Source organism: Veillonella sp. VA141, assembly GCF_003992175.1.
Lineage (GTDB): Bacteria > Bacillota > Negativicutes > Veillonellales > Veillonellaceae > F0422.
In genome coordinates, this window is sequence record NZ_RQVM01000005.1 from 102,654 (window position 1) to 129,072 (window position 26,419).

Annotated in this window: 28 protein-coding genes; 25 read left to right on the forward strand and 3 right to left on the reverse strand. The window is 38.6% G+C overall.

Annotation, left to right across the window (positions count from 1 at the left end):
- Positions 1–138: 138 nt before the first annotated feature.
- The 8 genes from polA (at position 139) to trxA (ending at position 8,445) form a co-directional block, all read left to right on the forward strand.
- The gene (polA, locus tag EO112_RS06510) at positions 139–2,754 is read left to right on the forward strand and encodes a DNA polymerase I (RefSeq protein ID WP_062402497.1); all 2,616 of its coding nucleotides are present in this window, start codon (positions 139–141) and stop codon (positions 2,752–2,754) included.
- A gap of 79 nt (positions 2,755–2,833) precedes the next feature.
- A complete protein-coding gene (coaE, locus tag EO112_RS06515; RefSeq protein WP_062402501.1) occupies positions 2,834–3,448 on the forward strand; it encodes a dephospho-CoA kinase in 615 nt (204 codons plus the stop codon).
- Complete coding sequence (locus EO112_RS06520; protein WP_062402504.1) at positions 3,445–4,008, forward strand: lytic transglycosylase domain-containing protein; 564 nt, start codon at positions 3,445–3,447, stop codon at positions 4,006–4,008. Before coaE ends, EO112_RS06520 begins: the two co-directional genes overlap by 4 nt.
- Before the next feature lie 11 nt (positions 4,009–4,019).
- The gene (locus EO112_RS06525; protein WP_062402507.1) at positions 4,020–4,664 is read left to right on the forward strand and encodes a hypothetical protein; all 645 of its coding nucleotides are present in this window, start codon (positions 4,020–4,022) and stop codon (positions 4,662–4,664) included.
- 100 nt (positions 4,665–4,764) lie between these two features.
- Positions 4,765–6,777 carry an ABC-F family ATP-binding cassette domain-containing protein gene (locus EO112_RS06530; protein WP_062402510.1) on the forward strand — a complete coding sequence of 671 codons (2,013 nt, stop codon included), beginning with the start codon at positions 4,765–4,767 and terminating at the stop codon, positions 6,775–6,777.
- Between the two features lie 9 nt (positions 6,778–6,786).
- On the forward strand, positions 6,787–7,713 hold the full coding sequence (gluQRS, locus tag EO112_RS06535) for a tRNA glutamyl-Q(34) synthetase GluQRS (protein WP_127163507.1): 927 nt from the start codon (positions 6,787–6,789) through the stop codon (positions 7,711–7,713).
- A 24-nt stretch (positions 7,714–7,737) separates the two neighbouring features.
- Positions 7,738–8,109: a CoA-binding protein gene (locus EO112_RS06540; RefSeq protein ID WP_009354162.1), complete on the forward strand. Its 372-nt coding sequence runs from the start codon at positions 7,738–7,740 to the stop codon at positions 8,107–8,109.
- Positions 8,110–8,121: 12 nt separating this feature from the next.
- On the forward strand, positions 8,122–8,445 hold the full coding sequence (gene trxA / locus EO112_RS06545; RefSeq protein ID WP_009354160.1) for a thioredoxin: 324 nt from the start codon (positions 8,122–8,124) through the stop codon (positions 8,443–8,445).
- 42 nt (positions 8,446–8,487) lie between these two features.
- Here the strand turns inward: trxA and EO112_RS06550 are convergent, their stop codons facing one another.
- The gene (locus EO112_RS06550; RefSeq protein WP_127135206.1) at positions 8,488–9,816 is read right to left on the reverse strand and encodes a threonine/serine exporter ThrE family protein; all 1,329 of its coding nucleotides are present in this window, start codon (positions 9,814–9,816) and stop codon (positions 8,488–8,490) included.
- A gap of 1 nt (position 9,817) precedes the next feature.
- The gene (locus EO112_RS06555) at positions 9,818–10,084 is read right to left on the reverse strand and encodes a DUF896 domain-containing protein (RefSeq protein WP_240629355.1); all 267 of its coding nucleotides are present in this window, start codon (positions 10,082–10,084) and stop codon (positions 9,818–9,820) included.
- Between the two features lie 152 nt (positions 10,085–10,236).
- On the opposite strand from EO112_RS06555, the gene nth reads away from it, so the two are divergent.
- The 14 genes from nth to bioA all read left to right on the forward strand — a co-directional run bounded on the left by nth (position 10,237) and on the right by bioA (position 22,109).
- Positions 10,237–10,872 carry an endonuclease III gene (gene nth, locus EO112_RS06560; protein WP_127010825.1) on the forward strand — a complete coding sequence of 212 codons (636 nt, stop codon included), beginning with the start codon at positions 10,237–10,239 and terminating at the stop codon, positions 10,870–10,872.
- Position 10,873: 1 nt separating this feature from the next.
- Positions 10,874–12,376, forward strand: a complete 1,503-nt coding sequence (locus EO112_RS06565; protein ID WP_127163509.1) for a hypothetical protein — start codon at positions 10,874–10,876, stop codon at positions 12,374–12,376.
- A gap of 2 nt (positions 12,377–12,378) precedes the next feature.
- Positions 12,379–12,669 carry a YdbC family protein gene (locus EO112_RS06570; RefSeq protein WP_009354108.1) on the forward strand — a complete coding sequence of 97 codons (291 nt, stop codon included), beginning with the start codon at positions 12,379–12,381 and terminating at the stop codon, positions 12,667–12,669.
- Between the two features lie 86 nt (positions 12,670–12,755).
- Entirely contained in the window at positions 12,756–12,953 is a 198-nt protein-coding gene (gene rpmE / locus EO112_RS06575; protein WP_009354094.1) for a 50S ribosomal protein L31, read from the forward strand.
- 72 nt (positions 12,954–13,025) lie between these two features.
- Positions 13,026–13,916 carry a DUF1385 domain-containing protein gene (locus EO112_RS06580; RefSeq protein WP_127135208.1) on the forward strand — a complete coding sequence of 297 codons (891 nt, stop codon included), beginning with the start codon at positions 13,026–13,028 and terminating at the stop codon, positions 13,914–13,916.
- 12 nt (positions 13,917–13,928) lie between these two features.
- The gene (gene prfA / locus EO112_RS06585; RefSeq protein ID WP_062402531.1) at positions 13,929–15,011 is read left to right on the forward strand and encodes a peptide chain release factor 1; all 1,083 of its coding nucleotides are present in this window, start codon (positions 13,929–13,931) and stop codon (positions 15,009–15,011) included.
- Positions 15,004–15,954, forward strand: coding sequence for a peptide chain release factor N(5)-glutamine methyltransferase (gene prmC / locus EO112_RS06590; RefSeq protein WP_127163511.1), 951 nt, complete (start codon positions 15,004–15,006; stop codon positions 15,952–15,954). Before prfA ends, prmC begins: the two co-directional genes overlap by 8 nt.
- Before the next feature lie 33 nt (positions 15,955–15,987).
- On the forward strand, positions 15,988–17,082 hold the full coding sequence (locus EO112_RS06595; protein ID WP_127163513.1) for an L-threonylcarbamoyladenylate synthase: 1,095 nt from the start codon (positions 15,988–15,990) through the stop codon (positions 17,080–17,082).
- Positions 17,083–17,236: 154 nt separating this feature from the next.
- Positions 17,237–17,680: a low molecular weight protein arginine phosphatase gene (locus EO112_RS06600; protein WP_127163515.1), complete on the forward strand. Its 444-nt coding sequence runs from the start codon at positions 17,237–17,239 to the stop codon at positions 17,678–17,680.
- Positions 17,681–17,718: 38 nt separating this feature from the next.
- Positions 17,719–18,156: a ribose 5-phosphate isomerase B gene (gene rpiB / locus EO112_RS06605; RefSeq protein WP_127061067.1), complete on the forward strand. Its 438-nt coding sequence runs from the start codon at positions 17,719–17,721 to the stop codon at positions 18,154–18,156.
- A gap of 166 nt (positions 18,157–18,322) precedes the next feature.
- Positions 18,323–19,084, forward strand: a complete 762-nt coding sequence (gene surE / locus EO112_RS06610) for a 5'/3'-nucleotidase SurE (RefSeq protein WP_127163517.1) — start codon at positions 18,323–18,325, stop codon at positions 19,082–19,084.
- 265 nt (positions 19,085–19,349) lie between these two features.
- Positions 19,350–19,916, forward strand: a complete 567-nt coding sequence (locus EO112_RS06615; protein ID WP_127163519.1) for a biotin transporter BioY — start codon at positions 19,350–19,352, stop codon at positions 19,914–19,916.
- Between the two features lie 108 nt (positions 19,917–20,024).
- Positions 20,025–20,729, forward strand: a complete 705-nt coding sequence (gene bioD / locus EO112_RS06620) for a dethiobiotin synthase (RefSeq protein WP_127163521.1) — start codon at positions 20,025–20,027, stop codon at positions 20,727–20,729.
- 33 nt (positions 20,730–20,762) lie between these two features.
- Positions 20,763–22,109 (forward strand): adenosylmethionine--8-amino-7-oxononanoate transaminase, encoded by a 1,347-nt coding sequence (bioA, locus tag EO112_RS06625; protein WP_127163524.1) that lies wholly within the window; start codon positions 20,763–20,765, stop codon positions 22,107–22,109.
- A 290-nt stretch (positions 22,110–22,399) separates the two neighbouring features.
- Here the strand turns inward: bioA and EO112_RS06630 are convergent, their stop codons facing one another.
- On the reverse strand, positions 22,400–24,127 hold the full coding sequence (locus EO112_RS06630) for an NFACT family protein (RefSeq protein ID WP_127163526.1): 1,728 nt from the start codon (positions 24,125–24,127) through the stop codon (positions 22,400–22,402).
- A gap of 476 nt (positions 24,128–24,603) precedes the next feature.
- On the opposite strand from EO112_RS06630, the gene EO112_RS06635 reads away from it, so the two are divergent.
- Genes EO112_RS06635 through rpoZ form a run of 3 tightly spaced genes read left to right on the forward strand, consistent with a single transcriptional unit; the run spans position 24,604 to position 26,392 of the window.
- Entirely contained in the window at positions 24,604–25,485 is an 882-nt protein-coding gene (locus tag EO112_RS06635) for a YicC/YloC family endoribonuclease (protein WP_127163528.1), read from the forward strand.
- A gap of 31 nt (positions 25,486–25,516) precedes the next feature.
- Positions 25,517–26,149 (forward strand): guanylate kinase, encoded by a 633-nt coding sequence (gene gmk, locus EO112_RS06640; protein ID WP_127163531.1) that lies wholly within the window; start codon positions 25,517–25,519, stop codon positions 26,147–26,149.
- A 30-nt stretch (positions 26,150–26,179) separates the two neighbouring features.
- A complete protein-coding gene (gene rpoZ / locus EO112_RS06645) occupies positions 26,180–26,392 on the forward strand; it encodes a DNA-directed RNA polymerase subunit omega (protein WP_009354099.1) in 213 nt (70 codons plus the stop codon).
- Positions 26,393–26,419: the final 27 nt, after the last annotated feature.

Genomic DNA, 26,419 nt, shown 5'->3' on the forward strand with positions numbered 1-26,419 from the left:
ATTTTTATATTTACTCTAAGGAATATTGGCTTATATAGCAAGGCTTTACACAGAAATAACCTCTATTTTCATCACTCATGAGAGCAGGAAATATGATATAATTAAGGATACATAAATCTATTAATAGGAGATGCTTATATGAAAAAATTAATGGTTATAGATGGCAGTAGTTTATTATATCGTGCATTTTTTGCACTTCCACCACTGCAAAATGCTCTAGGAGTTCCTACCAATGCTGTGTATGGATTCTTAACAATGCTTACAAAACTGTATGAAGAAATCAATCCCGATTACATTGCAGTTGCCTTTGATAAAGGTAAAGAAACATTCCGTATGGATATTTACGAAGACTATAAAGGAACTCGTCAAAGTGCACCAGATGAATTGCGTCCACAATTTAGCTTGATCCGTGAAGTCTTAGAATCCTTAGGTATCATTGTCATTGAAGAAGAAGGATTTGAAGGCGACGATATCATTGGCTCGTTGAGCAAAAAATGGGGCTCATCAGACCTTGCTGTTCATATCATTACTGGTGATAGAGACAACCTACAACTAGTCGATGAGTATACCAGTGTGTTTTTAACGAAAAAGGGCATCACTGATATGCTTCATGTGACTATGGCTAATATGGAAGAACTGTATGGGTATGGGCCTCAAATGGTTATTGAAATGAAATCTCTTATGGGAGATTCTTCAGATAATATTCCAGGTGTACCTGGCGTTGGTGAAAAAACAGCCCTTAAACTATTAAATCAATATGGTACTTTAGAAGGTGTATATGAGCATATTGAGGAACAAAAGGGAAAACTGAAAGAACGCTTAGTAGACAACAAAGACTTAGCGTTCATTTCGCATCAACTAGCTACCATCAAAACAGATATGGATATGCCTTATGAACTAGAGCAATTTGTTCCTGCTGTACATCGTGGTGAAGTGACACCTTTATTTGAAAAGTTAGGTTTTCACGCAGTAACACCAAGACTACTAAAGGCTATGGGTGTGGCAGAAGAAGGGACTCTATTCGATCAATTCTTAGCTCCACCAGCAGAAGAAATTGAATTAACTCATGTCACAGAAGTGCCACGAGAATTTTACGAAGATAAAGTGATTAGCCTTGTCTTGAAAGAAGCTGGAAAACATCCATTTAGGACGATAGAAGCCTTATATCTATATAATGGGGATGCCCAATTAGTTGTAAATGGATTTGTAGATGTAGGGCATTTAGAAACAGTCTTTGAAGGGGCCAGGGAACTGGTTACAGATAATGCAAAATTATTATTTGAAGTATTAGGTACTGAAACAACAGGTCGCATTTCAATTTTGAAAGAAGAAACTGTTCATATCAAAGATCTCACATTAATGGCGTATTTACTCGATCCTACACGAGCAAACTATGGTATGACTTATTTATGCGAACGTTTTGGACAACCTTCCATTCCTGCTACGGAAAATGAAACAGAGTGGGCTCTACAAGCACAAGCTTTATACCATATGCACGAGAAGGCTACGGAAGAGATGGAAGTAGCAGGTGTGTGGGACTTATATCGAGATATTGAATTGCCATTATTACGTACTCTATGTGTACTAGAAAAAAATGGTATTTACATGGATGTAGACCAATTACACATTACATTGGAACGCTTCAAAGTAGAGGTTAGTGAACTACAAGAAAAGATATTTACATTGGCTGGAGAAACTTTCAACATTAATTCTCCAAAACAATTGGGTGTTATCTTGTTTGAAAAATTACAATTGCCAGTGATTAAGAAAACAAAAACTGGTTATTCTACGGATGCTGAAGTCCTAGACATGCTCAGAAATGACCATGAAATTGTTGAACAAATTTTGGCCTATCGTTCAGTGGTAAAATTGGTATCTACCTACTTAGAAGGGTTTGAAGGACTTGTGAATCCTCATACTAATCGAATTCATACTTCTTTTAATCAAATGGTAACAGCTACTGGTCGTTTAAGTAGTTCTGATCCAAATTTGCAAAACATTCCTGTACGCAGTGAAAAAGGCCGAGAAATTCGAGCTTTATTTAAACCTCATGATGGATATGATATGTTCGTCAGTGCCGATTATTCTCAGATAGAATTACGTATTTTGGCGCACTTGTCAGAAGATCCTGCCTTAATTCAAGCGTTCCAAAATGGTGAAGATATTCACCGTTTTACAGCAGCAGAAGTATTAGGTAAATCCTTAGAAGAAGTAACGCCGCTGGAGCGTTCCCATGCAAAGGCGATCAACTTCGGTATTATTTATGGTATTAGTGACTTTGGTTTGTCGCGTGACTTAGGTATTACGAGAGCAGAAGCAAAAGAATATATTGAGTTATATTTCAGTCGTTATCCACAAATTAAAGGGTACATGGACCGCATGGTGCAAGAAGCCCATGAAACTGGATCTGTACGCACTATGTTTGGCCGTGTTCGCCCATTACCTGATATTAATAGCCGTAACTTTAACCGTCGATCCTTTGCGGAGCGTACAGCTATGAATACACCAATTCAAGGGACAGCGGCCGACATTATTAAGTTAGCCATGAACCAAGTAGAACAAGCGCTAGAAGAGCAAGGCTTGCAATCTCGTATTTTATTACAGGTACATGATGAACTAGTGCTAGAAGTAGTAGAATCGGAACAAGAGCAAGTAGAAACTCTGTTGCGTAATTGTATGGAACAAGTAGTGACATTACGAGTGCCATTGCAGGTAGATGTGCACAGTGCACAGAACTGGGCAGATGTAAAATAGTAGGTTTATAGAATTTCTATACAATGTATTTGTGTATAATAATAGTTGAGTATGACTAGAATCAAATGTGGGGGTAAATATGTATAAAATCGGACTCACAGGAGGTATTGCCTCTGGTAAAAGTACAGTGTTACGATGGTTACAAAAAAAAGGTATTCCCTATATTGATGCAGATGTAGTGGCTAGAGAAGTAGTAGAGCCGGGGACACCAGGTTTACAGGAATTGGTAGAGGCCTTTGGACCTAATACAGTGCTAGAAGATGGTACGTTACATCGTGCCTATATTGGTAGCCTTGTATTTTCTGATCCAGAAGCCTTGGAGACCATCAATTCTATATTGCAACCCCATATTAGACATCGTATACAAGAATTGACAGAAGAATGGGAAGCAAAAGGAAAGCAGGCTATTATTTATGATATACCATTGATGTTTGAAACAGATTGGCATACACAGATGGATGAGATTTGGCTTGTGTACGTAAACCCTGTGACACAACTAGAGCGTTTGATGAAACGAAACGCTTATTCTGAACAGGAGGCACTGGATCGAATTCGTAGTCAAATGAGTTTAGATGAAAAACGTGATTTAAGTACTGTGGTCATCGATAATTCTGGGACTATGAAAGAATTAGAAAAACAATTACGTAAATTGTGGAAAACAGCGAAAATTCACTTTCAGAAGGAGGAACTATGAGGGTATCCACAGCATTTGCTTGGCTAATCGTTGTTCTTACGGCCTATTATGTGCAATATGGACAACCCTATTTAGCTAGACAGTATGCGTATCCGTTAGTATATGAAAGCGCGGTAATGAAAAATGCATCTACTTACCATGTAAGACCATCTATGGTTGCGGCTGTTATCTATACGGAAAGTAAATTTGATACGAATGCAAAATCTTTACCAGGGGCTATAGGATTGATGCAGTTAATGCCAGAAACAGCGCACTGGATTGGAGAACAATTAAATCAGTCTAGCCTGTCTGACCAAGATATTAAGGAACCGAACACGAATATACAATTAGGGACTTGGTATTTATCATATTTATTAGAAGAATTTAAAGGTAACGAAATCTTAGCCTTAGCAGCCTACAATGCAGGACGTGGTCATGTGGAGGAATGGATGCAGACCTATGGCTGGGATGATAATTTTGATGATATAGACAAAATACCATTTCCAGAAACAAAAGATTACGTAAAACGCGTGATAGCTCATGAATCACAGTATCAAGCATTATATAGTCAACTACGATAAGGAAAGAGTTCATGGATACAATCATAAAAGAATGTGAAACCCTCGATTTATCATGGTTAGAATCCACTATTGGAGACTTTCACTTAGTGGTGGAACAAAAAGCCTTATCATCTACTGTATATAGTATCTTTTATTATACAAATGATAGAAATTGGCGTTGGTCAGTTCTCTATGATACGGAAGTAGGGGATTATATGGTACGTATTACAGTACCTTTAGTAGAGTTTGTAGATATTGCTTTTATACGTGAGTCTTTAACCCCATTTATGGAGAACCTAAAGGCCAACTATAAAGCATCTATGATGACACGATTTATGGCGCCCCAAGAAGGATTTGTGTACGAATACAAGAAAAAAGGTATACATCAGTGGAATTATACAGAGGCATTGCCACAAACAATCGCAGAATATCATTTAGATGTGACACCTCATACTGCATTAGATATGATTAATGGTTCCTATATTATTGGCACCTATATCAAAGATAATGAGGAAACAGGAGTGGTCTTATTTTATAATACATTCCGCAATGAATTTTTTGGTGAAACTAGACAACAAGGCTATCCAGGAATTACACATGACTTGGACGCAACTACGATAGATAAATTTGAACAAGCTTTGACGAATCATTTACAAGAAGTATTACTTAGTTTATAAACTACCTATATTATTTACTAAGATAAATGGTATATTTTTTAGATACCATGTAATGGTAATACTTTTGTATAGGGAACAGAAATAGGATAGGGGAAGTATTTTGGAACAGATCCGAATAGAAAAACTAGGGAAATCCTTTGGGATACGAGAAATCTTTTCTAATGTATCTTTTACCATACGACAAGGAGAGCGTCTTGCTTTAGTTGGCCCGAATGGGGCAGGTAAATCGACGTTGATGAAATGCATACTAGGCATAGAAGAACATGATGAGGGGATCATTGTGAAAGACAGTAGTATCACTATAGGCTATTTACAGCAAGATGTAAATTTAGGTGATGCTAGTTTAGAAGAAGAAATTCAAACGGCTTGGGCTGATGTACAGCACTTAGAATCCCAGTTAGAAGCGTTAACGACAGAATTAGAAAATCGAGATGCCACAGAACAGGACTTGCGTCGTTTATCCTATTTACAAGAGCGATTAGAATGGCTTGGTGGCTATGATTATGAAAAACAAAGCCAACGTATTGCTTATGGGTTAGGATTTAGTGACGAAGATTTAAAGAAGAAAGCCAGTGAATTTTCTGGGGGACAAAAAACGCGTATTAACTTGGCGAAAGCCTTGGTGCGTCGTCCTGATTTTTTATTTCTTGATGAGCCTACTAACCATCTAGATATGCCAATGTTAGAGTGGTTAGAGGGATATTTAAAATCCTATAAAGGTGGCATTGTCATCATCAGTCATGACCGATATTTCTTAGATCAAGTGGCGACAGAAGTGGTAGAATTATCTCATCATAAAGTGCATACCTATAAAGGTAATTATAGCCAGTTCTTGAAACAACGAGAGCAGCAACGAGTGGCGTATCAACGTGCGTATGAAAAGCAACAGGAACACATTCGTAAAACGGAAGAATATATTGACAAATATCGAGCAGGCATAAAATCTAAAATGGCTCGTGGTCGTCAATCACAGTTAGATAGACTAGAAAGATTAGAGGCACCAGACCAAGATAGAGAGTTTGCTTTTACCTTTCCTAAGGCAGAAATGAGTGCAGACAGAGTGTTGATGGTGGAAGATGTGTCCATTGGATATGATGTAGAACATCCAGTGGCTACACATATTACAACGACCTTACGTCGAGGAGATGTGGTAGGCTTAATTGGTGCGAATGGAGCTGGAAAATCGACTTTTGTAAAAACAATTATGGGGGAACTTAATACACTGGATGGATCGATTACAACTGGAAATCGTGTACAGACAGGATATTTCTCGCAAGAACATGAAGAATTACACCCTAGTTGGTCTGTGTTACAAGAGATCATGGCTCCTTATGATATGTCAGAAGAATCTGCTCGTAGCGTATTAGGTGCCTTTCGATTTAGAGGTGATGATGTATTCAAGTTAATAGGAGATTTATCTGGTGGAGAACGTGCTAGGGTAGCTTTATTACAGTTATTTTTAGAAGGCCGTAACTTCTTAATCCTTGACGAACCGACAAATCATTTAGACATCCCTACACGAGAAACAGTGGAGCAAGCCTTACAACAGTTTGAGGGCACATTGCTCATTATTTCCCATGACAGATATTTGTTGGATGCTGTGGCAAAACGCATTGTGGTCTTAGATAATGGTGGCATTGAAGAGTTTCATGGCAATTATTCGTATTATAAAGAAAAAATGTTGGAACGATCAGTGTTAGCAGCCCAACGATTAGAAGTTGAGCAGATGAAACGCAACAATATGTCCAGCAATACAGCAGGAAAGGCCGACAATGCTGGAGGTACAGCAGTGAGTACTGATTCTAATGGTGAGATACATAAAGGTATATCTGAGGCTGCTATAACAGAGGAACAAGATACTAGCTATTCAGAAGCAGTGACAGCCCCTAAAAAGAAAACGAATTCTTTTATGCTGGAAAAGGAATTAGCCAAAGTAGAATCAGATATTGCAAGGTATGAGGCGACAGTTAAAATGTATACGGTACAGCTACAGGACCCATCTATACAAGGAGATATATCAGAATATGAACGATTGTCTCAAGAGTTAGCCAATACAACATCACAGTTAGAGGCTCTCTATGAGAGGTGGGAACACCTTAGCGAAGAGGCCTAGGAGGTTTCTATGAAAGGTCGTTTTGCACCCAGTCCTACAGGCCATATGCATGTAGGGAATTTGTGGGTAGCATTTTTGTCCTATTGGTCTGCACGGCATCAAGATGGTGAATATATAGTGCGCATAGAAGATGTAGATACACAACGATCTAAACCAATCTATGCAGATCATATACTAGAAGATTTATCTTGGCTTGGTTTTACTTGGGACGAAGCACCTACGTATCAATCCGAACGTTTGGATATATATGAGAGATATTTACAAGAATTACGTAGCCAAAAACGGTTATATCCATGTTATTGTAATCGAGCGCGTTTACAGGAAATCAGTAGTGCTCCTCATCAAGGTGAAGCCCATCATGTGTACGATGGATATTGTTTAACCCATGAGCCGACCATAGGTGAAAGACCTCCTTCTTGGCGATTTCATATGGAGAATATAAAAGGATCCTTTCTGGACATATATCGAGGCACGATAGATTATGAAATCCAATCTTGTAATGATGATATCGTGTTAAAGCGATGGGATGGAATGATTGCCTATCATTTGGCGGTGGTCATTGATGATTATGAAATGGGTGTCACAGAAGTAGTTCGTGGTAATGATTTACTGCCTGTGACGGGTCATCAAATTGCGCTGGCCCAAGCCTTGGGGTTTCCTTTTTTGCAATATGGTCATGCCCCTATGCTAGTGGATGCAGAAGGGTATCGTCTGTCTAAACGGCAACAAAGTATAACCATACGTGATCTGCAGAACCAAGGGGCTACACCAGAGAGATTGTGGGCATGGTTTGCATTAGAAACAGGATTACTCACAAAGGGGGACTTACCTCTTAGCGGTCACATAGGGCTTTCAGAACTATTGGAGATTACAATTCCAAAGAAACTATTAAAACAAGATACAATTAAATTGACAAATTTCGATATTATGGTATGATAGTACAGTAACGAGGTGATACGTATGTCAATGGAAACAGCGATCCAAGAAAAAACGTGGGCCGTTTTAGGTGCCACAACAAGAACCGATAAGTTCGGATATAAGATTTTCAAACATCTTGTCAATAAAGGATATACAGTGTATCCAGTGAATCCTAATATTACATCTATCGATGGCGTACAATGCTATCCAAGCTTGCATGAGTTGCCAGTAGTACCTACCGTAGTGGACTTTGTTGTGCCAGAAAAAGTTGGTTTAGAAGCTCTAGATAGTTGTAAAGAATTAGGGATTAAGACCGTTTGGCTACAACCAGGTGCGGATAAACCGGCAGTAGTGAAAAAGGCAACTGAATTAGGTCTTGAAGTGATTCAAGACTGTGTATTGATTCAAATTTAATAGGAGGCTTATATGAGCGCAATTATTGATGTAACATCTGCAAATTTTAAAGAAGTAGTAGCAACAAATGATAAAGTAACTGTTGTAGATTTCTGGGCACCATGGTGTGGATACTGTGTTCGCATGATGCCAGTATATGATGAATTGGCAGCTGCCTTAGGCGACAAAGTGACATTAACAAAAGTAAACACTGATGAACAACCTGAATTGGCACAATTCTTCAAAATTGAAATTCTTCCTACTTTTGCTATCTTCAAAAATGGTGAAATCGTAGATCGCAAAATCGGTTTCATTCCATTAGAAGAATTAAAAGCAGCTGTAGAAGCTCATCTATAATACACAAAAAGGACTGATATCTTTGAGATATCAGTCCTTTTCTTATGTATACCGTTTATCTAATAAACTTTCTAGTTTTTTCTCTTTTCTAGCATCTAATATTTTACCAGCTAGAATAGAAGGAATAGCAACGCCTACACCGATGGATATGATGATTAGGATGGCAGTGACTCCACTTTGAATGGCTTCGACTAAGGTTGCAGATGTGAGAGAATTAATATGTAACATGGCATATAAAAATCGATAGATAAATACGCCAGGTACAAGAGGAATCGCTGATGGAATCGCCAATACCTTAGAGGATGTATGGGAATAACGAGCTGCTTTCAGAGAAAATAAACTGACCATAGCAGCAGCGATAAAAGTAGCGCCAAACACAGAAAATCCTAAGTATAATATGAGCATATTTTTTACTAAAATAGCAATGAGGCCACCAATACCTATGAGTGGGAGTAGACGCTTTGGAGTATAAAACATCACAGCATAGCCCGCAGCACCCACAACGGCAGCACCTAATAAAACAATGGAAATGCTGTCTGGAACAATACTTAAATGGGTGAAATCATAAGAATGATTGAAGTATTGAGCCATGCTAATCCCTACAGTCATACTACCCACAATGAGTAACGTATGTACAGCTCGAGATATTCCTGCCAAAATGTAGTTGTTTAGCAAATCATCGACTGTATTAATGAGAGGAATGCCAGGAACCATAAACAATGTGCAAGCAATCATAGCATAGATCACATCGGCAGAGTCAAAAATACATCCGGATAGAAAGGCTAATCCAGAAGATACCGCAGCAGCACAGGCGATACTGATATAGCCATTAATTTGAAAACGTTTTAATATCAATTGTATAATAAATCCAAGGAGAGCGCAGAATGTTGTAATCCATGCAGAGATAATAGTACCCCCAAATAAGATAGGAAAAGCACCACAGGCAAATCCTGCAAAGATGGCAGATGTGGCGTCCGAATGGGGAGGATCTTTTTTAGCAATCTCTTCGAGTTTTTGGGAAAATTCATCAAGAGTATACTCATTACGTAATGCAGTCCAAGTTAAGACACTAATGGAGGAAATAATATCCATATTAGCTCCTAAATATTGGACATTTCTAAAGGATGTAAAGCAATCTTCTGGACTATGAATATTAATCAAAATATTAGAGTAGGCAATATGGATATGAAGATGATCTGCTGGAATTCCCATATATGCGGCTGCGCGATGCATATCTCGAACAATTTGGTTCGCATTGGCTCCATTTTCAGATAATAAACAGCCCATACGAAGTAGAATTTTTACCTTTTTTCTGATTTCCACAAAGGGTTCTTCTAAAATGCGCAAATCCTTTTCTGTGTATTGAGACATATTAATGCTTCTTCCGTAAGTGTTTTGTGTCTAAATCTACATCCACTTCCACAGTATCTGCTTCAGGTTCAGCATCTACAAACTCAATAGATTCCAAATGTTGTACCACTTGGGCACGGATAAAACCTAAATACACTTCATATAAATCTTTTTTTTCTGCTAACTCTTCTTCTGTTAAGCTTTGACCAGATTTTTTTTTCGCTGCCAATGCATTAATGCGTGTTAATGCTTCTTCCATGGTCATTTCTTTTTTTTCTTGTTCTGTCATAGATAATCTCCTTATTTGTTACTAGACTTTCTTTATGGTATGATACACTATATATTAGTGTTAGATGAAAGTATCTAACTGATGATATTCATTGTAGATTTATATTATAACACAATTTATATAGTTTTTTCATCTTAGAGGAGAAGACTCCGATGCGAATCACAAAAGCCATCAAGGCAGAGCAAATACGAATATTGGGAGAAGTCTACCATGATGCAAAACCGGCACTAGAATTTACTACGCCTTTTGAATTACTAGTAGCAGTTGCATTATCTGCACAATGTACTGACGAACGAGTCAACATTGTAACAAAACGACTCTTTCCGAAATATAGCGATCCTAAAGACATGTATGAATTAGGTATACTTGGATTAGAGGCGCTCATTAAAGATTGCGGGTTATATCGTTCTAAAGCTAAACATATTCATGAAACATGCAAAATTTTAGTGGAACAATATAATAGTGAAGTGCCCCGAGATTTTGATACCTTAGTCACATTGCCAGGGGTAGGGCGTAAGACTGCTAATGTATTAGTGTCCATTCTATTTGATACACCAGCCATTGCTGTAGATACTCATGTGTTCCGAGTGTCCAATCGGTTAGGTTTAGCCAAGGGTAAAACACCAGACGAAGTAGAAAAGAAACTGAAAAAAGCAATTCCTATGGAACACTGGAGTGCCGCACATCATTGGCTGATCTGGCATGGCCGAAAGATTTGCAAAGCACGAAAACCATTATGTGACGAATGCCCTTTATATGATGTATGCCAATCGGCGGGGAAGGTATAATATGACAGAACAAATGAGACGTCTCATTGAGACTTTTACAAAAGTAGGTATTACAGGACCAGCTATCGTACAAGAAATAGCAAGATTTAGAGTATTAGATCAAATCATTTCCCAAAGTGGTGAAGTCCGTGAGTGGGGCATTACACCGAAAGAATTATTTGAGCTTGCTCAAACATCTACAGTAGATATGTTTGGCCCCTTGCCCTATGATGAAGCAGGGTTTAAGGAAATTTACGGCATTTCCTTTAGTGTAGAATTGATGGACTTCATCAGTGCTACTGGCTATTATGAAGGAGTGTCTGCCGGTCGCCAGTGGTCTGTACCGATGCAAGAAGTTATCGACTTCCATAAGAATACAGAGGGAATCATTCTCTTTGCCTATTTTGAGGAATACGCAGCTATCGCAGAAGAAATCATGCAAACACTTCCCACAGATCGTTTGCTCTTCTATACAGCTTCTGAAAGTTGCTATGATTTATTCCGCAGTTTATACCCACTAGCGCCTGTTATCAATGAATGGCCAGAAGATGTCATCTTTGACCACATTGTAGCAGCTACATCTGGCATGTTCACAGCACCAGTAACGACGATGGAAGAAATGGCGGCTCGTGTGAATAATGTAAGCGAAAAAGGCACTGTACGTTACTTCATTCCAGTGTCTGCCGTACAAGATCAATTGAATATGAATCGAGTAGCCTTACAGTTCATGATTCTTCAAAATCATTTAGAAGTCGTTCGAGAATGGGCCCCATTGCAAACCTATGAATTCCGCTATGGCTTAGGACCTGTGAAAAAAGTAGATTTGTCCATTTGTGAAATCGTTGAAGATGGGTATAAGCAAACCAACTTCATTCCATTGCCTCACGAAGTTTTGGCGTCTATGGAAACATTTAGTTTGGCTCACTATGGACTTTCACTATATGGTGTACAAGTAAGTATGAATCCAAAACATCCAACCATGGGTGAAGATGGATATATGCATGGAGACTATCGTATTCCAACATACATGCAACGCATGTTTGAAGCATTGGAGGGATATTATTTACAAGTATCTATGAAAGGCATCGATGTGTCTGTTACATTGGAACAAAAGGGGGGGATTCCTTTAGGGGCATCCCCAGAGGATGAAGCCGTACAAACTGCGATGGAACAATCTATTTTACAAGATGATACGGTAAAATATCGTTGGTATTTTAACCATCCAAGTGCACCATTCTTATGGTATACGTATTTCAATAGTGAAGAAGGAAAACAAGTAGTACGTACATTAGCGTCCATGGTAACTACCACACCTGCATTATTACAATTAATGGGTAGTTGTCGTCGTCAAGTGGTGAAAGAAGAGGCGTTGGCTACATTTACGACAAGCTTTAGCACTTCATTAGAACAATATGAAACAGAAAAAGCGCAAGCTGAAACAAACTGGGTCAATGCATTAGCTACACTAGCTAGTGTGGTTGTACCAGTGCCAACAGAAACGAATACAGAAGCAGAGGAGGGCTAATCATGGCTGTGGTTAATTATTCAATTTATAAAGTACTAGGTACACTTTCAGAAAATAAAGATGGCATGAAAAAGCAATTAACATGCACAAGCTGGGGACGTTACAATCCTAAATTCGATATCCGCGCTTGGGATGAAGATTACTCACAAATGACAAAAGGTGTAACCTTGACATTAGAAGAGATTTTAGAACTAAAAGAAATCTTAAACTCTGTAGATTTAGAAGAAGCTTTAGAAGAAGCAAAACAAGAACGAGCAGAGGCTAAAAAATTAGAAGCAGAAAAATCTGAATAAGTCATAGTCCCTAGTATTGCATAGAGTATAGCATTCGTGATATAATCTATAGGAAAAGTTTAGACGTTGAAAAGAGGTGTATATACATGAAAGAAGGAATTCATCCTAATTATGCGGAAGCAACTGTAACTTGCGGTTGTGGAAACACATTCAAAACTGGTTCTGTTAAAGGTGATCTTCGCGTGGACGTTTGCTCCAACTGCCATCCATTCTTCACAGGCCAACAACGTGCGGCTAAAGCTCGCGGTCGTATCGAACAATTTAACAAACGTTACGGCAAATAATTACGTAAATAACCTATACAAATTAATTGGCAGAGCTAAGGCTCTGCCTATATTTGTTTTACAGGAGACCCTATGACTCAGGAACGAGTAAAAAAATATGTAGGTGGACAAGCTGTCATTGAAGGGGTTATGATGCGTGGTCCTAAGATTATGGCCACAGCTTGTCGAAAACCAGATGGAACCATCACGGTTAAAGAAGAACCTACGAAATCTATCCAAGACAAGTATCCCGTATTAAAGTTGCCATTTCTGCGTGGAGTAGTAGCTTTATTTGAATCCTTAGTGATTGGTATGAAAGCCTTATCCTTTTCGGCACAGGCCTCTGGAGAAGAAGAGGAAGAGGTATCCAACAAAGAAATTGCCATCACTATGGCTGTATCTGTACTCATTGCAGCAGCATTATTTATCGCCTTACCGACATGGTTGGCAAAATTTATGCCAGGTGCAGGCACAGATCATATGATATTGAATTTATATGAAGGAATTATTCGTTTAATCCTTTTTTTATTATATATTTTTGCTATTGGACTCACTCCAGATATTAAGCGTGTCTTTCAGTATCATGGAGCAGAGCATAAAACGATACACACCTATGAAAATGATATGGAATTAACCGTGGAAAATGTGCGAAATCATTCTAGATTACATGCACGGTGCGGTACTAATTTCTTATTATTCGTCATGGTAGTGAGTATTGTTGTATTCGCATTTCTAGGTTGGCCTAATTTAGTGGAACGTATAGTATCTAGATTAGCCTTGATGCCAGTGGTGGCTGGAATTTCCTATGAATTGATTCGCCTAGCTGGACGGACACAGCATCCACTCATGAAAGCCATCATTGCTCCTGGTTTGGCCCTACAATATATGACTACGAGAGAGCCAGAGGATGACCAAATTGAAGTGGCCATTCGTGCCTTACAATCTGTGCGACCTAGTGAAGAAGATGCTTACGAAGAAGATTAGAAAGGAGTCACCGTGTTAGTAGATAAACTGCAAGTGATTGAAGATAAATTTTTAGACTTGGAACAGCGCATTTCTGACCCAGATGTGATTGCTCGCCAAGAAGAATGGCGTAAACTGACTCGCCAACATGCGTCATTGACGGATACAGTGAACACATTCCGTCAATATAAACAAGTCTTAGCCGGCATTGAAGAAGCGTTAGAAGTACTAGGTGATAAAAGCCTAGATGAAGACTTCCGTGCTATGGCACAAGAAGAATTGAATGAATTAAAAGTTCGTCGAGATGAATTAGAGGCAGAATTACATATTTTGCTATTACCAAAAGATCCGAACGATGATAAAAATATTATCGTCGAAATTCGTGGTGGTGCCGGTGGTGATGAAGCAGCTTTGTTCGCAGGAGATTTATTCCGCATGTTTACAAAGTACGCAGAAACACAAGGCTGGAGATGTACCATCATCGATGCGAACGAGCCTGAATTAGGGGGCTTCAAAGAGGTCGTATTTTCCATCGAAGGCGACAGTGTATATTCTAAGTTAAAATTTGAAAGTGGCGTACACCGTGTGCAACGTGTTCCAGATACAGAATCTTCTGGACGTATCCATACGTCTACTGTAACTGTTGCGGTATTACCAGAAGCAGAAGATATCGACATCGAAATCAATGAAAAAGATTTGGAAATCGATACATACCGTGCATCTGGTGCAGGTGGACAGCACATTAATAAAACGGAGTCAGCTGTCCGTATTACACACAAACCATCTGGTATTGTGGTAGCTTGTCAGGATGAGCGTTCTCAGCTCAAAAACCGTGAAAAAGCAATGCGTGTATTGCGTGCTAAATTACAAGATAAAGCAGAGCAAGAAGCGACGTCCGCTATGGCAGCAGACCGTAAAAGCCAAGTGGGTACAGGGGATCGCTCCGAGCGTATTCGTACGTACAACTATCCACAAGGTCGTGTGACAGACCATCGTATTAACTTAACTTTATACAAATTAAATGCAGTATTAAATGGGGATATGGATGAATTAATTCAAGCCCTCATTACAGCAGAACAAGCCGCTAAAATGCAAGAGGCAAATCAACATGGATAATGAGTTATGGACTATTAGTCGCATGCTCCAATGGACAGAGCAGTATTTTCGCTCCAAAGGCATAGAATCAAGCCGCTTGGATGGGGAAGTACTGCTTTCTCATAGTTTGGGATGTGACCGCATGTATTTATATGTCAACTTTGACCGCCCTTTGGACAAAGCTGAATTAGATGCCTATCGACCTCTAGTGGTACAGCGTGCGAAGGGGTATAGCGTAGCCGCTATTACAGGGCATAAAGAATTTATGGGGTTAGACTTTCATGTGAACGAGCATGTATTGATTCCCCGTCCTGATACGGAAACATTAATTGAGGATATACTAGCTCTTTATGATGTGGATGCATCGCCACGCATCTTAGACTTATGCACTGGTCCCGGGACCATTTTGTTAAGTCTATTGCATTATTTGCCCAATGCCACTGGTGTAGGTGTAGATATTTCCAACAAAGCATTAGCAGTAGCTGAGGAGAATCGCGTATCCTTAGAATTAGCCGATGTTTCAAGGTTCTGTGAAAGTGATATAAAGCAACTATTAGAACAGGTGAAAGTAGGCAAAGGTACTGAATATAGTGCGGTATTGGATGCTTGTAAGTCTCTATTTGATGAGCAACAAACATTCTTAGAAGGTATATTTGATGTGCTTGTATCAAACCCACCATATATTACTACCGCAGAGATGAACACATTATCTCAAGAAGTATTACATGAACCTCATATTGCCCTTCATGGAGGAACTACAGGATTAGAGTTTTATATTCCTATCATTCGTGAAGGTTGGCGTTTTGTGAAAGACGGTGGATACCTTGCCATCGAAATTGGACAAGGTCAAGAAGACGCTGTATCAAAGATAGCCGTAGAAACAGGATGCTATGGAGAACCAGTGTATCAACATGATATAGCTGGTATTATTCGTGAAGTGCGTTGGAAGATACAACGTAAATAGTGATATAATAGTGCATAGGAAAGGAGGTACGATATGGAAACATTAGATCATATTGAGACACAGTTATTAACTGCAAATGATATGGAGTTAGCGGGCACTTTGCTTCGTGTAGGCGATTTAGTAGCTATACCTACGGAGACGGTTTACGGCTTAGGAGCTAATGGACTGGCAGCAGATGCGATGGATCGCATTTATGCTGCAAAGGGGCGACCTTCTGATAATCCTTTAATTTTACATGTATGTGATCAGTCTATGGTACACCGTTTAGTTAAACATATCTCTCCTTTAGAACAAAGATTAATGGATACCTTTTGGCCAGGTCCTTTGACGATTACCTTTGAAAAGTCTGCGCTAGTGCCAGAGCGTGCGACCGGTGGACTTTCTCGGGTGGCATTACGATGCCCAGACCATGAGGTGTGTCGTAAGATGATACGTATTGCGGGTGTGCCTATTGCAGCGCCTAGTGCCAATCGTTCAGGTCGGCCAAGTCCGACTACGGCAGAAGCAGTCTTACACGATATGAAAGGACGTATTCATGCTGTAGTAGATGCAGGGCCTTGTGAAATTGGCGTAGAATCTACAGTCGTACAAGTCGAAGATGATACGATAATTATCCTACGTCCCGGTGGTGTCACAAAAGAGATGCTAGAAATGGTGGCGGATCATGTGGTATATGATACGGCATTGCATGATCCTACAGAGGCGCCGAAAGCGCCAGGGATGAAATATCGCCATTATGCCCCTGATATGCCTGTACAAGTACTTGTGGGACAGTCATTAACAGTAGCAGAACATATGAAAGACATCATAGATAAGATGGTTCAGCAAGAACCTGTTTTACAAGAAGATTGTAAGGGAAAAACGAGAATTGGGTTATTACTGTCAGAGGAAACCTTGGAAAATTTAAATGTAGTTCTTTCCAACTTTACACTGTCAGTAGATATCATTGTATATGGTGAACATGCAGAACCTATGGCATTGGCCAACCGTTTATACGATAGTTTATTACAGTTCAATGATATTGGTGTGGATACATTAATTGTAGAAGGCTGTGCACCGGTAGGACTTGGCGTGGCCGTTATGAATCGCTTAGAGAAGGCTAGTGGTGGTCATGTACAATATATCTAAGGATGTTTGAAACGCTTGATGGGATGAGTGTATTAGTTGTGAATATTGGTGTATTGATATATATCAGATATGGTTTCTATTAATTGTTTTGTAAAAGTGTTGGCTAGACTACATTAAATAGTGTAATCAGCTTTAAAGTATAGTAGAGGTACTTATGAATTTATTATTTGTTTGCACAGGAAATACCTGTCGTAGTCCTATGGGAGAAGGAATTGCCCGTGCTGTAGGGCGTGAGCTTGGTATAGAGGTAGTGACTTTATCCACAGGATTATTTTGTGTTCCTGGAGCTAAGGTGAGCGACGAAGCTGTGGAGGCAGTTCGTGAATTAGTAGGCGAAGATATTAGCGAACACAGCTCTCGCCCATTAAAAGTAGATTTTGTGAAAGCCGCAGATTATGTATTGGCAATGACAGAAGATCATAAAAAAATATTACTTCGCCAATTTCCTTTTGATAGCAAAAAAATTATGACCCTTGCTGAATTTGGTGGAGAAGTTGGGGATGTGGAAGACCCATTTGGACAATCTCAAGAAATATATACTAAAACAGCGGAACAGATTGTACGTCATATACGAAAAGGGATTGAATTACATAAGTAATTAAAAGGTGAACAACGTTTTAAATAAAGGAGGACAAAATGAAAGTAGCAGTTGGTTGTGATCATGGTGGATTTCATTTAAAAGAGGCTATTAAAGGCTTACTAGAAAAACAAGGTATTGAGTACAAAGATTTTGGTACTTACTCTACAGATTCTATGGATTATCCAGATGTGGCAAAACCATTGGCAGAAGCTGTAGCAGCTGGTGAATTTGATCGTGGTATTTTGACATGTGGTACAGGTATCGGTATCGGTATTGCAGCGAATAAAGTAAAAGGGGTTCGTGCGGCATTATGTCATGATACATTCTCTGCTCATGCTAGTCGCGAGCATAACAATGCTAACGTACTCACTATGGGTGAACGTGTTATCGGTCAAGGTTTGGCATTAGATATCGTTGACATTTGGTTGCACACTGAATTTGAAGGCGGTCGCCATGCAAAACGTGTGGATAAAATCTCAGCTATTGAAGAATAATAGAATAATATCGAACAAAGTAACGGCTGGTCCTGAGATTGGACTAGCCGTTTTTATGTTCGATATAATTCTAAAATAAATATATTCGGAATCTTACAAATATAGAAATATTAGTCAATTTACTATACAATAGTATATGTAATATTACTATTAGATAGGAGATACTATGCATATTTTATTAACAAATGACGATGGCTTATGGGCCCCAGCTATACAAGGATTAGCACAGGAATTAGCAAAGCACCATCGAGTAACAATGGTGGCACCTAAGGTGGAGCAAAGTGCAAAATCTAGTGCGTTAACGGTACAAGTGCCGATTCGAGCAAAAGAGATGAGTGAAGAGGGTGACAACCCAAGAATGCTCTTTGTAGAGGGCACGCCAGTAGACTGCGTGAAGTTTTCTTTATCTTATTTATTAAAAAATGATCGTCCTGACTTAGTTGTATCTGGTATTAATCATGGATTTAACTTAGGATCTGATGCGGTGTATTCAGGTACTGTAGGTGCCGCATTAGAAGGGTTGATGTACGATATTCCATCTTTGGCTTTATCTCTTGAGAAATATACCGTCAAACGTATGGAGGAAATATTGCCTTTTATTACTGACTTTATCAGAGTTATATACGAAAAAGGAAAATATGAAGGGTTGTTAAATGTCAATTTCCTAAAAGAAGGCCCTGTTGGTTGGGAGCAAGTGAAAGTATTCCATCAAGGCTTTCAAGAGTATACGAATGTCATTGATGTGCGCCAAGATGCTAAGGGTAGAGAGTACTATTGGATTGTAGGCGACCAAGGATTCCATAAGGAAGATAAACCAACCGATGTGGGACATATCAAAGAAGGATATATATCTGTGGTGCCTTTAACGTGGAAACAAGAAGATACGGCTCAAATTCCTGTGGTGGAACGGTTAATTGCAAATAAATAGCGTGCAGTCATTAAATCTTTACAACCCCGTGGAGGAAGTATTAACTTTTGGATATATTTAGTATAGTATAGTTATAAATCTTTGATGTATCTAATAATATACAAACGATCTATCTATCATGATATATGATAGGATAGGTCGTTTCTTTTTATTGTAAACTCCTAGTAATTATATTGGAGTTGACAATAAAAAGCAATAGTGTTTTAATACTACTTGAAAGACATTTTTTATCATCTTATGTTGTGGCTCAAGGGAGGGTCCTATCATGAAAGAAGAAACAAATGTAACAGGAGCGATGAGTGCAAGACAAATTACGATGACCGCATTATTTGTGGCTTTGGTAGCAGTAGGGGCATTTATTAAGATTCCTATTCCTAATTTACCATTTACCTTGCAATTGCTCTTTACCACATTAGCTGGTTTAATCTTGGGAAGTCGATTAGGCGGTATGAGTGTGGCGATGTACATCATTCTTGGTCTTGTAGGGGTGCCGGTATTTACTGAAGGTGGTGGATTTATGTACATCTTCAAACCTACCTTTGGCTATCTTGTAGGCTTTGCTATTGGTGCTTTTATGGCGGGTCGTATGATAGAAAAAGCAACAGTTGTGACTTTCAAAACATTGTTAACCGCTTCTTTTGTGAATTTAGCTATAGTATATGCCTTAGGCATGGTCTACTTATATGAAATTATGGATCTATACTTAGCAAAACCAATTGGACTAGATGTATTATTTATCTACTGTTTTGCATTGCCAGTGATTCCAGATATTTTCCTTTGTATCTTGGCAGCAGTGATTGCAAAACGATTACTTCCGATTTTAAAACGATAGTATACATAACAGATGTGATATAAGGTGCATATACACGTTGGTATGCACCTTATGTTGATATTTGTAAAAGTCACATAGGTGATGAATAATGTAGGAAAGGATAAAATCATGACAACAAATCAAAGCCCAAAAGGCCTTTATATATTAGGTACAGGAACAGATGTAGGTAAAACATATATCACTGCTTTATGGCTCAAAAAACTTCATGAAGCTGGCCATGATGTGGCATATTATAAAGCAGCGGTTAGTGGAGCTCCTAGCATTTCTGAAAGCGATGCAGGCTATGTAAAACAAGTGGCAGGACTTTCACAGGAGGATGAAAGTTTACTATCTTATGTATTTGATGAGGCCGTATCTCCCCATTTAGCGGCTCGTCATGAAGGAAAAATTATCGATAGAACCGTAGTGAACCAAAATTTCTGTAACGTCGCTAGGTCACATGCTTATACAACTGTAGAAGGTAGTGGGGGAATAATTTGTCCTCTATATGTAACAGATACAGAGCTATATATGCTAGAAGATATAGTAAAAGATTTAGGCCTGCCAACCATTGTGGTAGCTACCGCAGCACTTGGCACGATTAATAGTACAGTGTTAACAATCCATTATTTGCAATCCAAAGGTTTTTCCGTAAAAGGAATTATCGTAAATCAATATACAGGAAATCCTATGGAAGAAGATAATTGTATAATGATAGAACGATTGACAGGGATTCCTGTCTTAGATCGAATAAGACCAGGTGAAACATCCTTGCATATGGATGTGGACACTATGTTAAATTGTTACGAGGATGTTGTGAATCCTCATGCATAATTAGATAATTATAAGAGAGGTATAGGTATACACATGAAAGATTGGGCAAAAAAGGATTTAGAATTAATTTGGCATCCATGTTCTCAAATGAAAGATTATGAAACATTGCCACCCATTGTAATCGACCATGCAAAAGGTTGCTATTTATATGATGTAGATGGAAAAGAATACATAGATATTATCAGTTCTTGGTGGTGTAATTTATTGGGTCATTGCCATCCAAAGGTCAATGAGGCGATTAAAAACCAATTAGATACACTGGAACATGTTATCTTTGCTAACTTTAGTCATCGTCCGGCTATCACTTTGTCCGAACGATTGAAAGAAGTAGTACCAGAAGGACTAACAAGGTTTCACTTTAGTGATAATGGGTCTGGTGCTGTAGAATGTGCTTTGAAAATGGCGTTCCAATATCACTATCAAACAGGTCACCCAGAGCGTCAGAAATTTTTATGCCTCAGTGAGAGCTATCATGGTGAAACCATTGGTGCTTTATCGGTAGGCAGTATGGATTTGTTTGCTGAAATTTATAAGCCAATGTTGATGGATCAAACTGTTCACACTCAAGGACCAGACTGTTATCGTTGTGCTTATGATAAAACTCGTGAAACTTGTTCCTGTGAATGTTTTGAGCATATGGAACAAGATTTCGCAGAGCATGGTTCCACATTAGCAGCGGTGATTGTAGAACCGTTGATTCAAGGGTGTGCAGGTATGAAAATGTATCCGCCAGAATACCTACGTAAACTACGTGAACTGTGCGACCGTTATGGAGTGTTACTGATTGCTGATGAAATTGCCACAGGATTTGGTCGTACAGGCAAGTTATTTGCCTTTGATCATGCAGGAGTTTCTCCAGATATTATGACTGTCTCTAAAGCATTGACTGGTGGCTATATGCCGATGTCAATTACAGTAGTAGCTGAAAAAATTTATCAGGCCTTCTACGATGATTACCATACGATGAAAGCATTCATGCATAGTCATACCTATAGTGGTAACCCATTGGGCTGTGCCGCAGCATTGGCAGTACTAGATACGTTGCGAGATGAACATATTTTGGAACAAGCTGAGGAAATGGGTAACTATTTACATGATGCTTTAGTGAAAGCCTTGGGGAATCACCCCAATGTAGGAGAAATCCGTTGTATGGGATTAATAAATGCCATCGAACTTGTTACCAATAAAGAAACAAAAGAAGGCTTTGATGGCTCCTTGCGCATGGGCTATCAAATCTACAAAAAAGCATTAGATAGAGGATTACTACTTAGACCATTGGGGAATGTCATTTACTTTAATCCCCCTTTAACCATTGATAAAGAGACCATAGATATCGCCATCGAACGAACAGTGAAAGCCATGGCGGATGTATTGGGATAAACTATTAAGTTATTATATATAACTCGTTAAACTATCATCTTTGTGCTATAATTTGGATAATATCTAACCCTCTAAAATATTTTTTAGATTATATAGATGGAAAAGAACCTGAATATAGTCTGATGTACGAGAGTGATAGTGAAGTTCATACGATATGAATTAGAATAATAAAAAGGCTGTAAGCAAACGATATGAATGCTTACAGCCTTTTCTATATTTTGATTATGTTGTTAAAATCATTGGTTACCATTAGATTACAAAGGAATATTCAAACTTGTACATAAGATAAACTAGTGATTTTCTGTATACCCCTTAGGTACTTTCGGTTCTACCACAATGTCGTTGTGGGTATTAAATATGACATATCCCAAAGGAGATCCAGGTGGCTTTTTAATGTGCTTCACTAAGGTGTAGTCCACGGTTACTTTAGATGTATCTTTTCCTTTGCTAAAGTACGCAGCGATTTGCGCAGCGGCTTCAATCATTTTAATATCTGGTTCTATATCTGAACGTAAGATAACATGAGATCCTTGAATATGCTGTGTATGTAACCATAGGTCATTAGGTTTAGCCCAACGGTTGGTAAGGTACTCATTTTGCTGGTTGTTTTGCCCTACATATACGTCACCATTAGGAATGGTAAAATGCAAGAAATTGTCTTTTTTAATCTTGAAAGGAATCGGCTTTTTAGATTGACGCAAGATGCCTGCACTTTCACATTCACTGCGAATTTCTTGAACAGACTGTTTGGTCGTGGCCAAAGATAAACTGTATTGAATGGATTCCAAATAAGAAAGGCGCATGGAGCTTTGTTCTAGTCGGTATTGACCATTTTTTGTACGATTTTTCATCTTACGATATAGTTTATAATAGGCCTGCGCATTTTCTGTAATGGATAATGGGGGATCCAATGGGATTGTAATATCTTCAGCCGAGTCAGATAATACATTTTGTACTGTCACTTCCGATTCATAGTGGTGGGGCAAGTAGCTATAAATCATGAGCAAATCCCCATAGGATTTATACATATCCGCTTTGGATGTGTCGTCTAGTTCAGCTTTTATTTTTTCGTGACGACCTTCCTCTTTTTTGATAGCGGCGGAGATAATTTTTTCTAACTCTTTTCCTGCTGTATGAATAGCTCCTAGCTTTGCCACATCCTGTGAAAGGGCCTCAGAAATTGTTGGATACTGGATAGTATCAACAATGGTGTGGGGAGAACTTTCACAGAGTGGAATAGGCGTTAACAAACGTTTACCAGTAGCCGTGGTGTATTGCAATAATCCTTGTGCCCTAAGAAGTTGGGATTGCAAATTAGTAAGTCCTTCGGTGATGCTATTGATGAGCTCCGCTGTCATCGGTGTCGTAGGAGTTAGCCCCATACGATAACATAGATCATCTAATAGGACAGGACCAAAGCCATTGAAGATATGACGAATGGTATTGCCCACTGTGTCTTGTGAAAAAGATTGGAGTAATTGTGTTATCTCCGGACCGGAGAACTGCATAAGATCCACACGAGATGTATTAGGAGGTAGCTCGTAAGGTAATTTAGGAGCTACTGACCGAACACGATTCATAAGTGGTGTGACATGAACAAGGGATTCTAAAATGGTGCCATCTTGCACAAATATACAGTTGGAATATTTGCCCATTAGTTCTACATAGATTTCATTTACAAGGATGGAACCATCTAAGCCTAATTTGTCGGCGGTGATGCGGATGATACGGTCTCCGTGTAGTTGCTCAATATTTGTGATACGAGCTCCTTCAATGTATTTCCGTAAATACATTATAAGAGATGTGGGCTCCTTGGGAGCATCTACAATCTTGTCTGTTATATAGATGGATGGAGCACTGCCTACAGTAATCACTAAGTATGGACTTGTGGTAGGTGTATTGATTTTTAAAAGTATACTTGTTTTATCAATCTGCTGAATACGTTGAATTTGACCATTACCAACTTGGTCGTTCAGTTCTCGTATTAATACAGACAAGGTTAAACCATCTAAATTCATGGGAATCCTTTCATTATAGGTGTATTGTTATATCTGAAAGTGTAACGTATCAGTGAAATCATACTTCGATATTATACAAAAGACATAGCTATTTATAAGATTACAAAAATGATTGGCATTACATGGTACCTTACTAAGGATACCATATTCTTATACTATCTATTAGTAAGAGAAAAATTTAAAAACTATCACTATACTAGTATACACTAATCTAGTACTAGGAGATATAGGTAGGTTTTGAATTAAAGGTATGACACCCAAAATATAGATGAATAGAGACATCGTTAAACTTAATGTTTCACTGAGAGCGATATATAAGAGAAGAATAATGCATATTTGAATTAGCAGTGAAATAAAATTTCTAGCTATATTAACATTATGGTAGATATAGATTAGAGCAAATAAAACGTTTTATTTTTACTCTTACCGTGCTATACTGAAAGGTAAGAAATAGAACGGAAGCGCGAGGTAAATCCATGAACAGTATGACAGGCTTTGGTCGCGGCATAGTGACTACAGAAACAGGAAGTTTCCAAGTAGAGATTAAAACGGTAAACACAAGATATTGTGATATTACAATTAAAAGTCCTAAACAATTTAATATCTTTGAAGACAAAGTTCGACGCCTAATCCAATCTGCTTTTCAACGTGGTAAGGTAGAGGTGTCTATTTTATACAAAGAGTCCGGCGAGCAAGAGAAAGAATTATCTATGAACCGTGCCTTATGTGGACAGATTAAACAATTTTTGGTAGATGAAGGATTCTATGCAGATGTGAAAGAGGTTCCTCTATCGGCAATTATGTCCATTTCTTCGGATTGGATCTCTGTAGAAGAACCGCCTACTGATGAAGAGGCGATGGGACGATCTTTAGAAGAGGCAACAAAGTTGGCCATTGACGGTGTTCTTGCAATGCGTGCCAAAGAAGGCATAGCGATGAAAGAGGATATTACGAAACGCTTACAAGGGATTGAAACATTATTCGCTTATATGGAAAGTCGAAGAGATGTAGCCTTAGCGCACCATGAAGAGCGATTATTGCAAAGAATCCAAACTATGCTAGATAAAGTGGGCGTAGATTTTCAAGAAGAACGGTTTATGCAAGAGGTGGCTATACTTTCAGATAAAGTAGATATTTCAGAAGAGATTGCCCGATTTGCCTCACATGTGGTACAATTAAAGGAAATCCTTGAGGAAGAAGGACCTATTGGACGCAAGTTAGATTTCTTGTTACAAGAAATGAACCGTGAGGTCAATACAATGGGATCTAAGGGGAATGAAATTACAATTGTAGATACAGTTGTACAGTTGAAAGTAGAGTTAGAAAAAGTAAGAGAGCAAATTCAGAATATAGAATAAAGAATAATGTGTAAGTAGTATTGGAGTTATCATGTCTGATAAAGGAATATTAATCGTCATTTCAGGACCATCTGGGGCAGGAAAAGGCACGATTTGTGCAGAACTCCGTAAACAAATGCCAAACTTGGTCTATTCTGTATCAATGACCACACGTCAACCACGAGTAGGGGAAGAAGAGGGCGTTAGCTATTTCTTCCGAGATGTAGATACATTCGAAAAATTAATCAAAGAAGATGCATTCTTAGAATATGCAAAAGTGTACGATAATTACTATGGTACACCGAAAGAGCACGTCATGAACTTACTAGAAGAAGGCAAGAGTGTGATTTTGGAGATTGATATTCAAGGAGCTATGAAGGTAAAAGAATCTTACAGCGATGCTGTCTTTATTTATGTTGTGCCGCCATCCTTAGATGTGTTAACATCTCGTCTGCATGGTCGTGGTACGGATGATAAAGAAGTGATTCATAAACGTTTATCTTTAGCTTGTTCAGAATTAGCATTAGCACATCGTTATGACTACATTGTGGTGAATGACGATTTGGAAGATGCCATTGAACGAACAGCTTCTATCTTACGGGCTGAAACATGCAAGATTAGCCGTAACAAAGAAAAGATTCAATATATTTATAAACGGTATAGCAATGAACAAGGACAACAATAATATAGTAAGTAGATAAAGGAGACTTTCATTATGATGGTAGAACCGCATTTAAAAGATTTAGAAAAACAGGTGGACAGCAAATACACGTTGGTAACATTAGCAGCTAAGCGTGCTCGTGAATTGACAGATGGAGATCCATCCCTTGTAGGTGAAGTAGGAACAGAAAATCCTGTATCTATTGCTTTATATGAAATCGCTGCAGAGCAAGTAGGTTTCGAACGCACTAAAGACGGTGTAAAATAAGTTTATATCATGATGATAAGATACCTA

Coding starts and splice junctions, on each gene's coding strand:
- polA (WP_062402497.1), top strand. CDS start 139: ATGAAAAAATTAATGGTTATAGATGGCAGTAGTTTATTATATCGTGCA.
- coaE (WP_062402501.1), top strand. CDS start 2,834: ATGTATAAAATCGGACTCACAGGAGGTATTGCCTCTGGTAAAAGTACA.
- EO112_RS06520 (WP_062402504.1), top strand. CDS start 3,445: ATGAGGGTATCCACAGCATTTGCTTGGCTAATCGTTGTTCTTACGGCC.
- EO112_RS06525 (WP_062402507.1), top strand. CDS start 4,020: ATGGATACAATCATAAAAGAATGTGAAACCCTCGATTTATCATGGTTA.
- gluQRS (WP_127163507.1), top strand. CDS start 6,787: ATGAAAGGTCGTTTTGCACCCAGTCCTACAGGCCATATGCATGTAGGG.
- EO112_RS06540 (WP_009354162.1), top strand. CDS start 7,738: ATGTCAATGGAAACAGCGATCCAAGAAAAAACGTGGGCCGTTTTAGGT.
- trxA (WP_009354160.1), top strand. CDS start 8,122: ATGAGCGCAATTATTGATGTAACATCTGCAAATTTTAAAGAAGTAGTA.
- EO112_RS06550 (WP_127135206.1), bottom strand. CDS start 9,816: ATGTCTCAATACACAGAAAAGGATTTGCGCATTTTAGAAGAACCCTTT.
- EO112_RS06555 (WP_240629355.1), bottom strand. CDS start 10,084: ATGACAGAACAAGAAAAAAAAGAAATGACCATGGAAGAAGCATTAACA.
- nth (WP_127010825.1), top strand. CDS start 10,237: ATGCGAATCACAAAAGCCATCAAGGCAGAGCAAATACGAATATTGGGA.
- EO112_RS06565 (WP_127163509.1), top strand. CDS start 10,874: ATGACAGAACAAATGAGACGTCTCATTGAGACTTTTACAAAAGTAGGT.
- EO112_RS06570 (WP_009354108.1), top strand. CDS start 12,379: ATGGCTGTGGTTAATTATTCAATTTATAAAGTACTAGGTACACTTTCA.
- rpmE (WP_009354094.1), top strand. CDS start 12,756: ATGAAAGAAGGAATTCATCCTAATTATGCGGAAGCAACTGTAACTTGC.
- EO112_RS06580 (WP_127135208.1), top strand. CDS start 13,026: ATGACTCAGGAACGAGTAAAAAAATATGTAGGTGGACAAGCTGTCATT.
- prmC (WP_127163511.1), top strand. CDS start 15,004: ATGGATAATGAGTTATGGACTATTAGTCGCATGCTCCAATGGACAGAG.
- EO112_RS06595 (WP_127163513.1), top strand. CDS start 15,988: ATGGAAACATTAGATCATATTGAGACACAGTTATTAACTGCAAATGAT.
- EO112_RS06600 (WP_127163515.1), top strand. CDS start 17,237: ATGAATTTATTATTTGTTTGCACAGGAAATACCTGTCGTAGTCCTATG.
- rpiB (WP_127061067.1), top strand. CDS start 17,719: ATGAAAGTAGCAGTTGGTTGTGATCATGGTGGATTTCATTTAAAAGAG.
- surE (WP_127163517.1), top strand. CDS start 18,323: ATGCATATTTTATTAACAAATGACGATGGCTTATGGGCCCCAGCTATA.
- EO112_RS06615 (WP_127163519.1), top strand. CDS start 19,350: ATGAAAGAAGAAACAAATGTAACAGGAGCGATGAGTGCAAGACAAATT.
- bioD (WP_127163521.1), top strand. CDS start 20,025: ATGACAACAAATCAAAGCCCAAAAGGCCTTTATATATTAGGTACAGGA.
- bioA (WP_127163524.1), top strand. CDS start 20,763: ATGAAAGATTGGGCAAAAAAGGATTTAGAATTAATTTGGCATCCATGT.
- EO112_RS06630 (WP_127163526.1), bottom strand. CDS start 24,127: ATGAATTTAGATGGTTTAACCTTGTCTGTATTAATACGAGAACTGAAC.
- EO112_RS06635 (WP_127163528.1), top strand. CDS start 24,604: ATGAACAGTATGACAGGCTTTGGTCGCGGCATAGTGACTACAGAAACA.
- gmk (WP_127163531.1), top strand. CDS start 25,517: ATGTCTGATAAAGGAATATTAATCGTCATTTCAGGACCATCTGGGGCA.
- rpoZ (WP_009354099.1), top strand. CDS start 26,180: ATGATGGTAGAACCGCATTTAAAAGATTTAGAAAAACAGGTGGACAGC.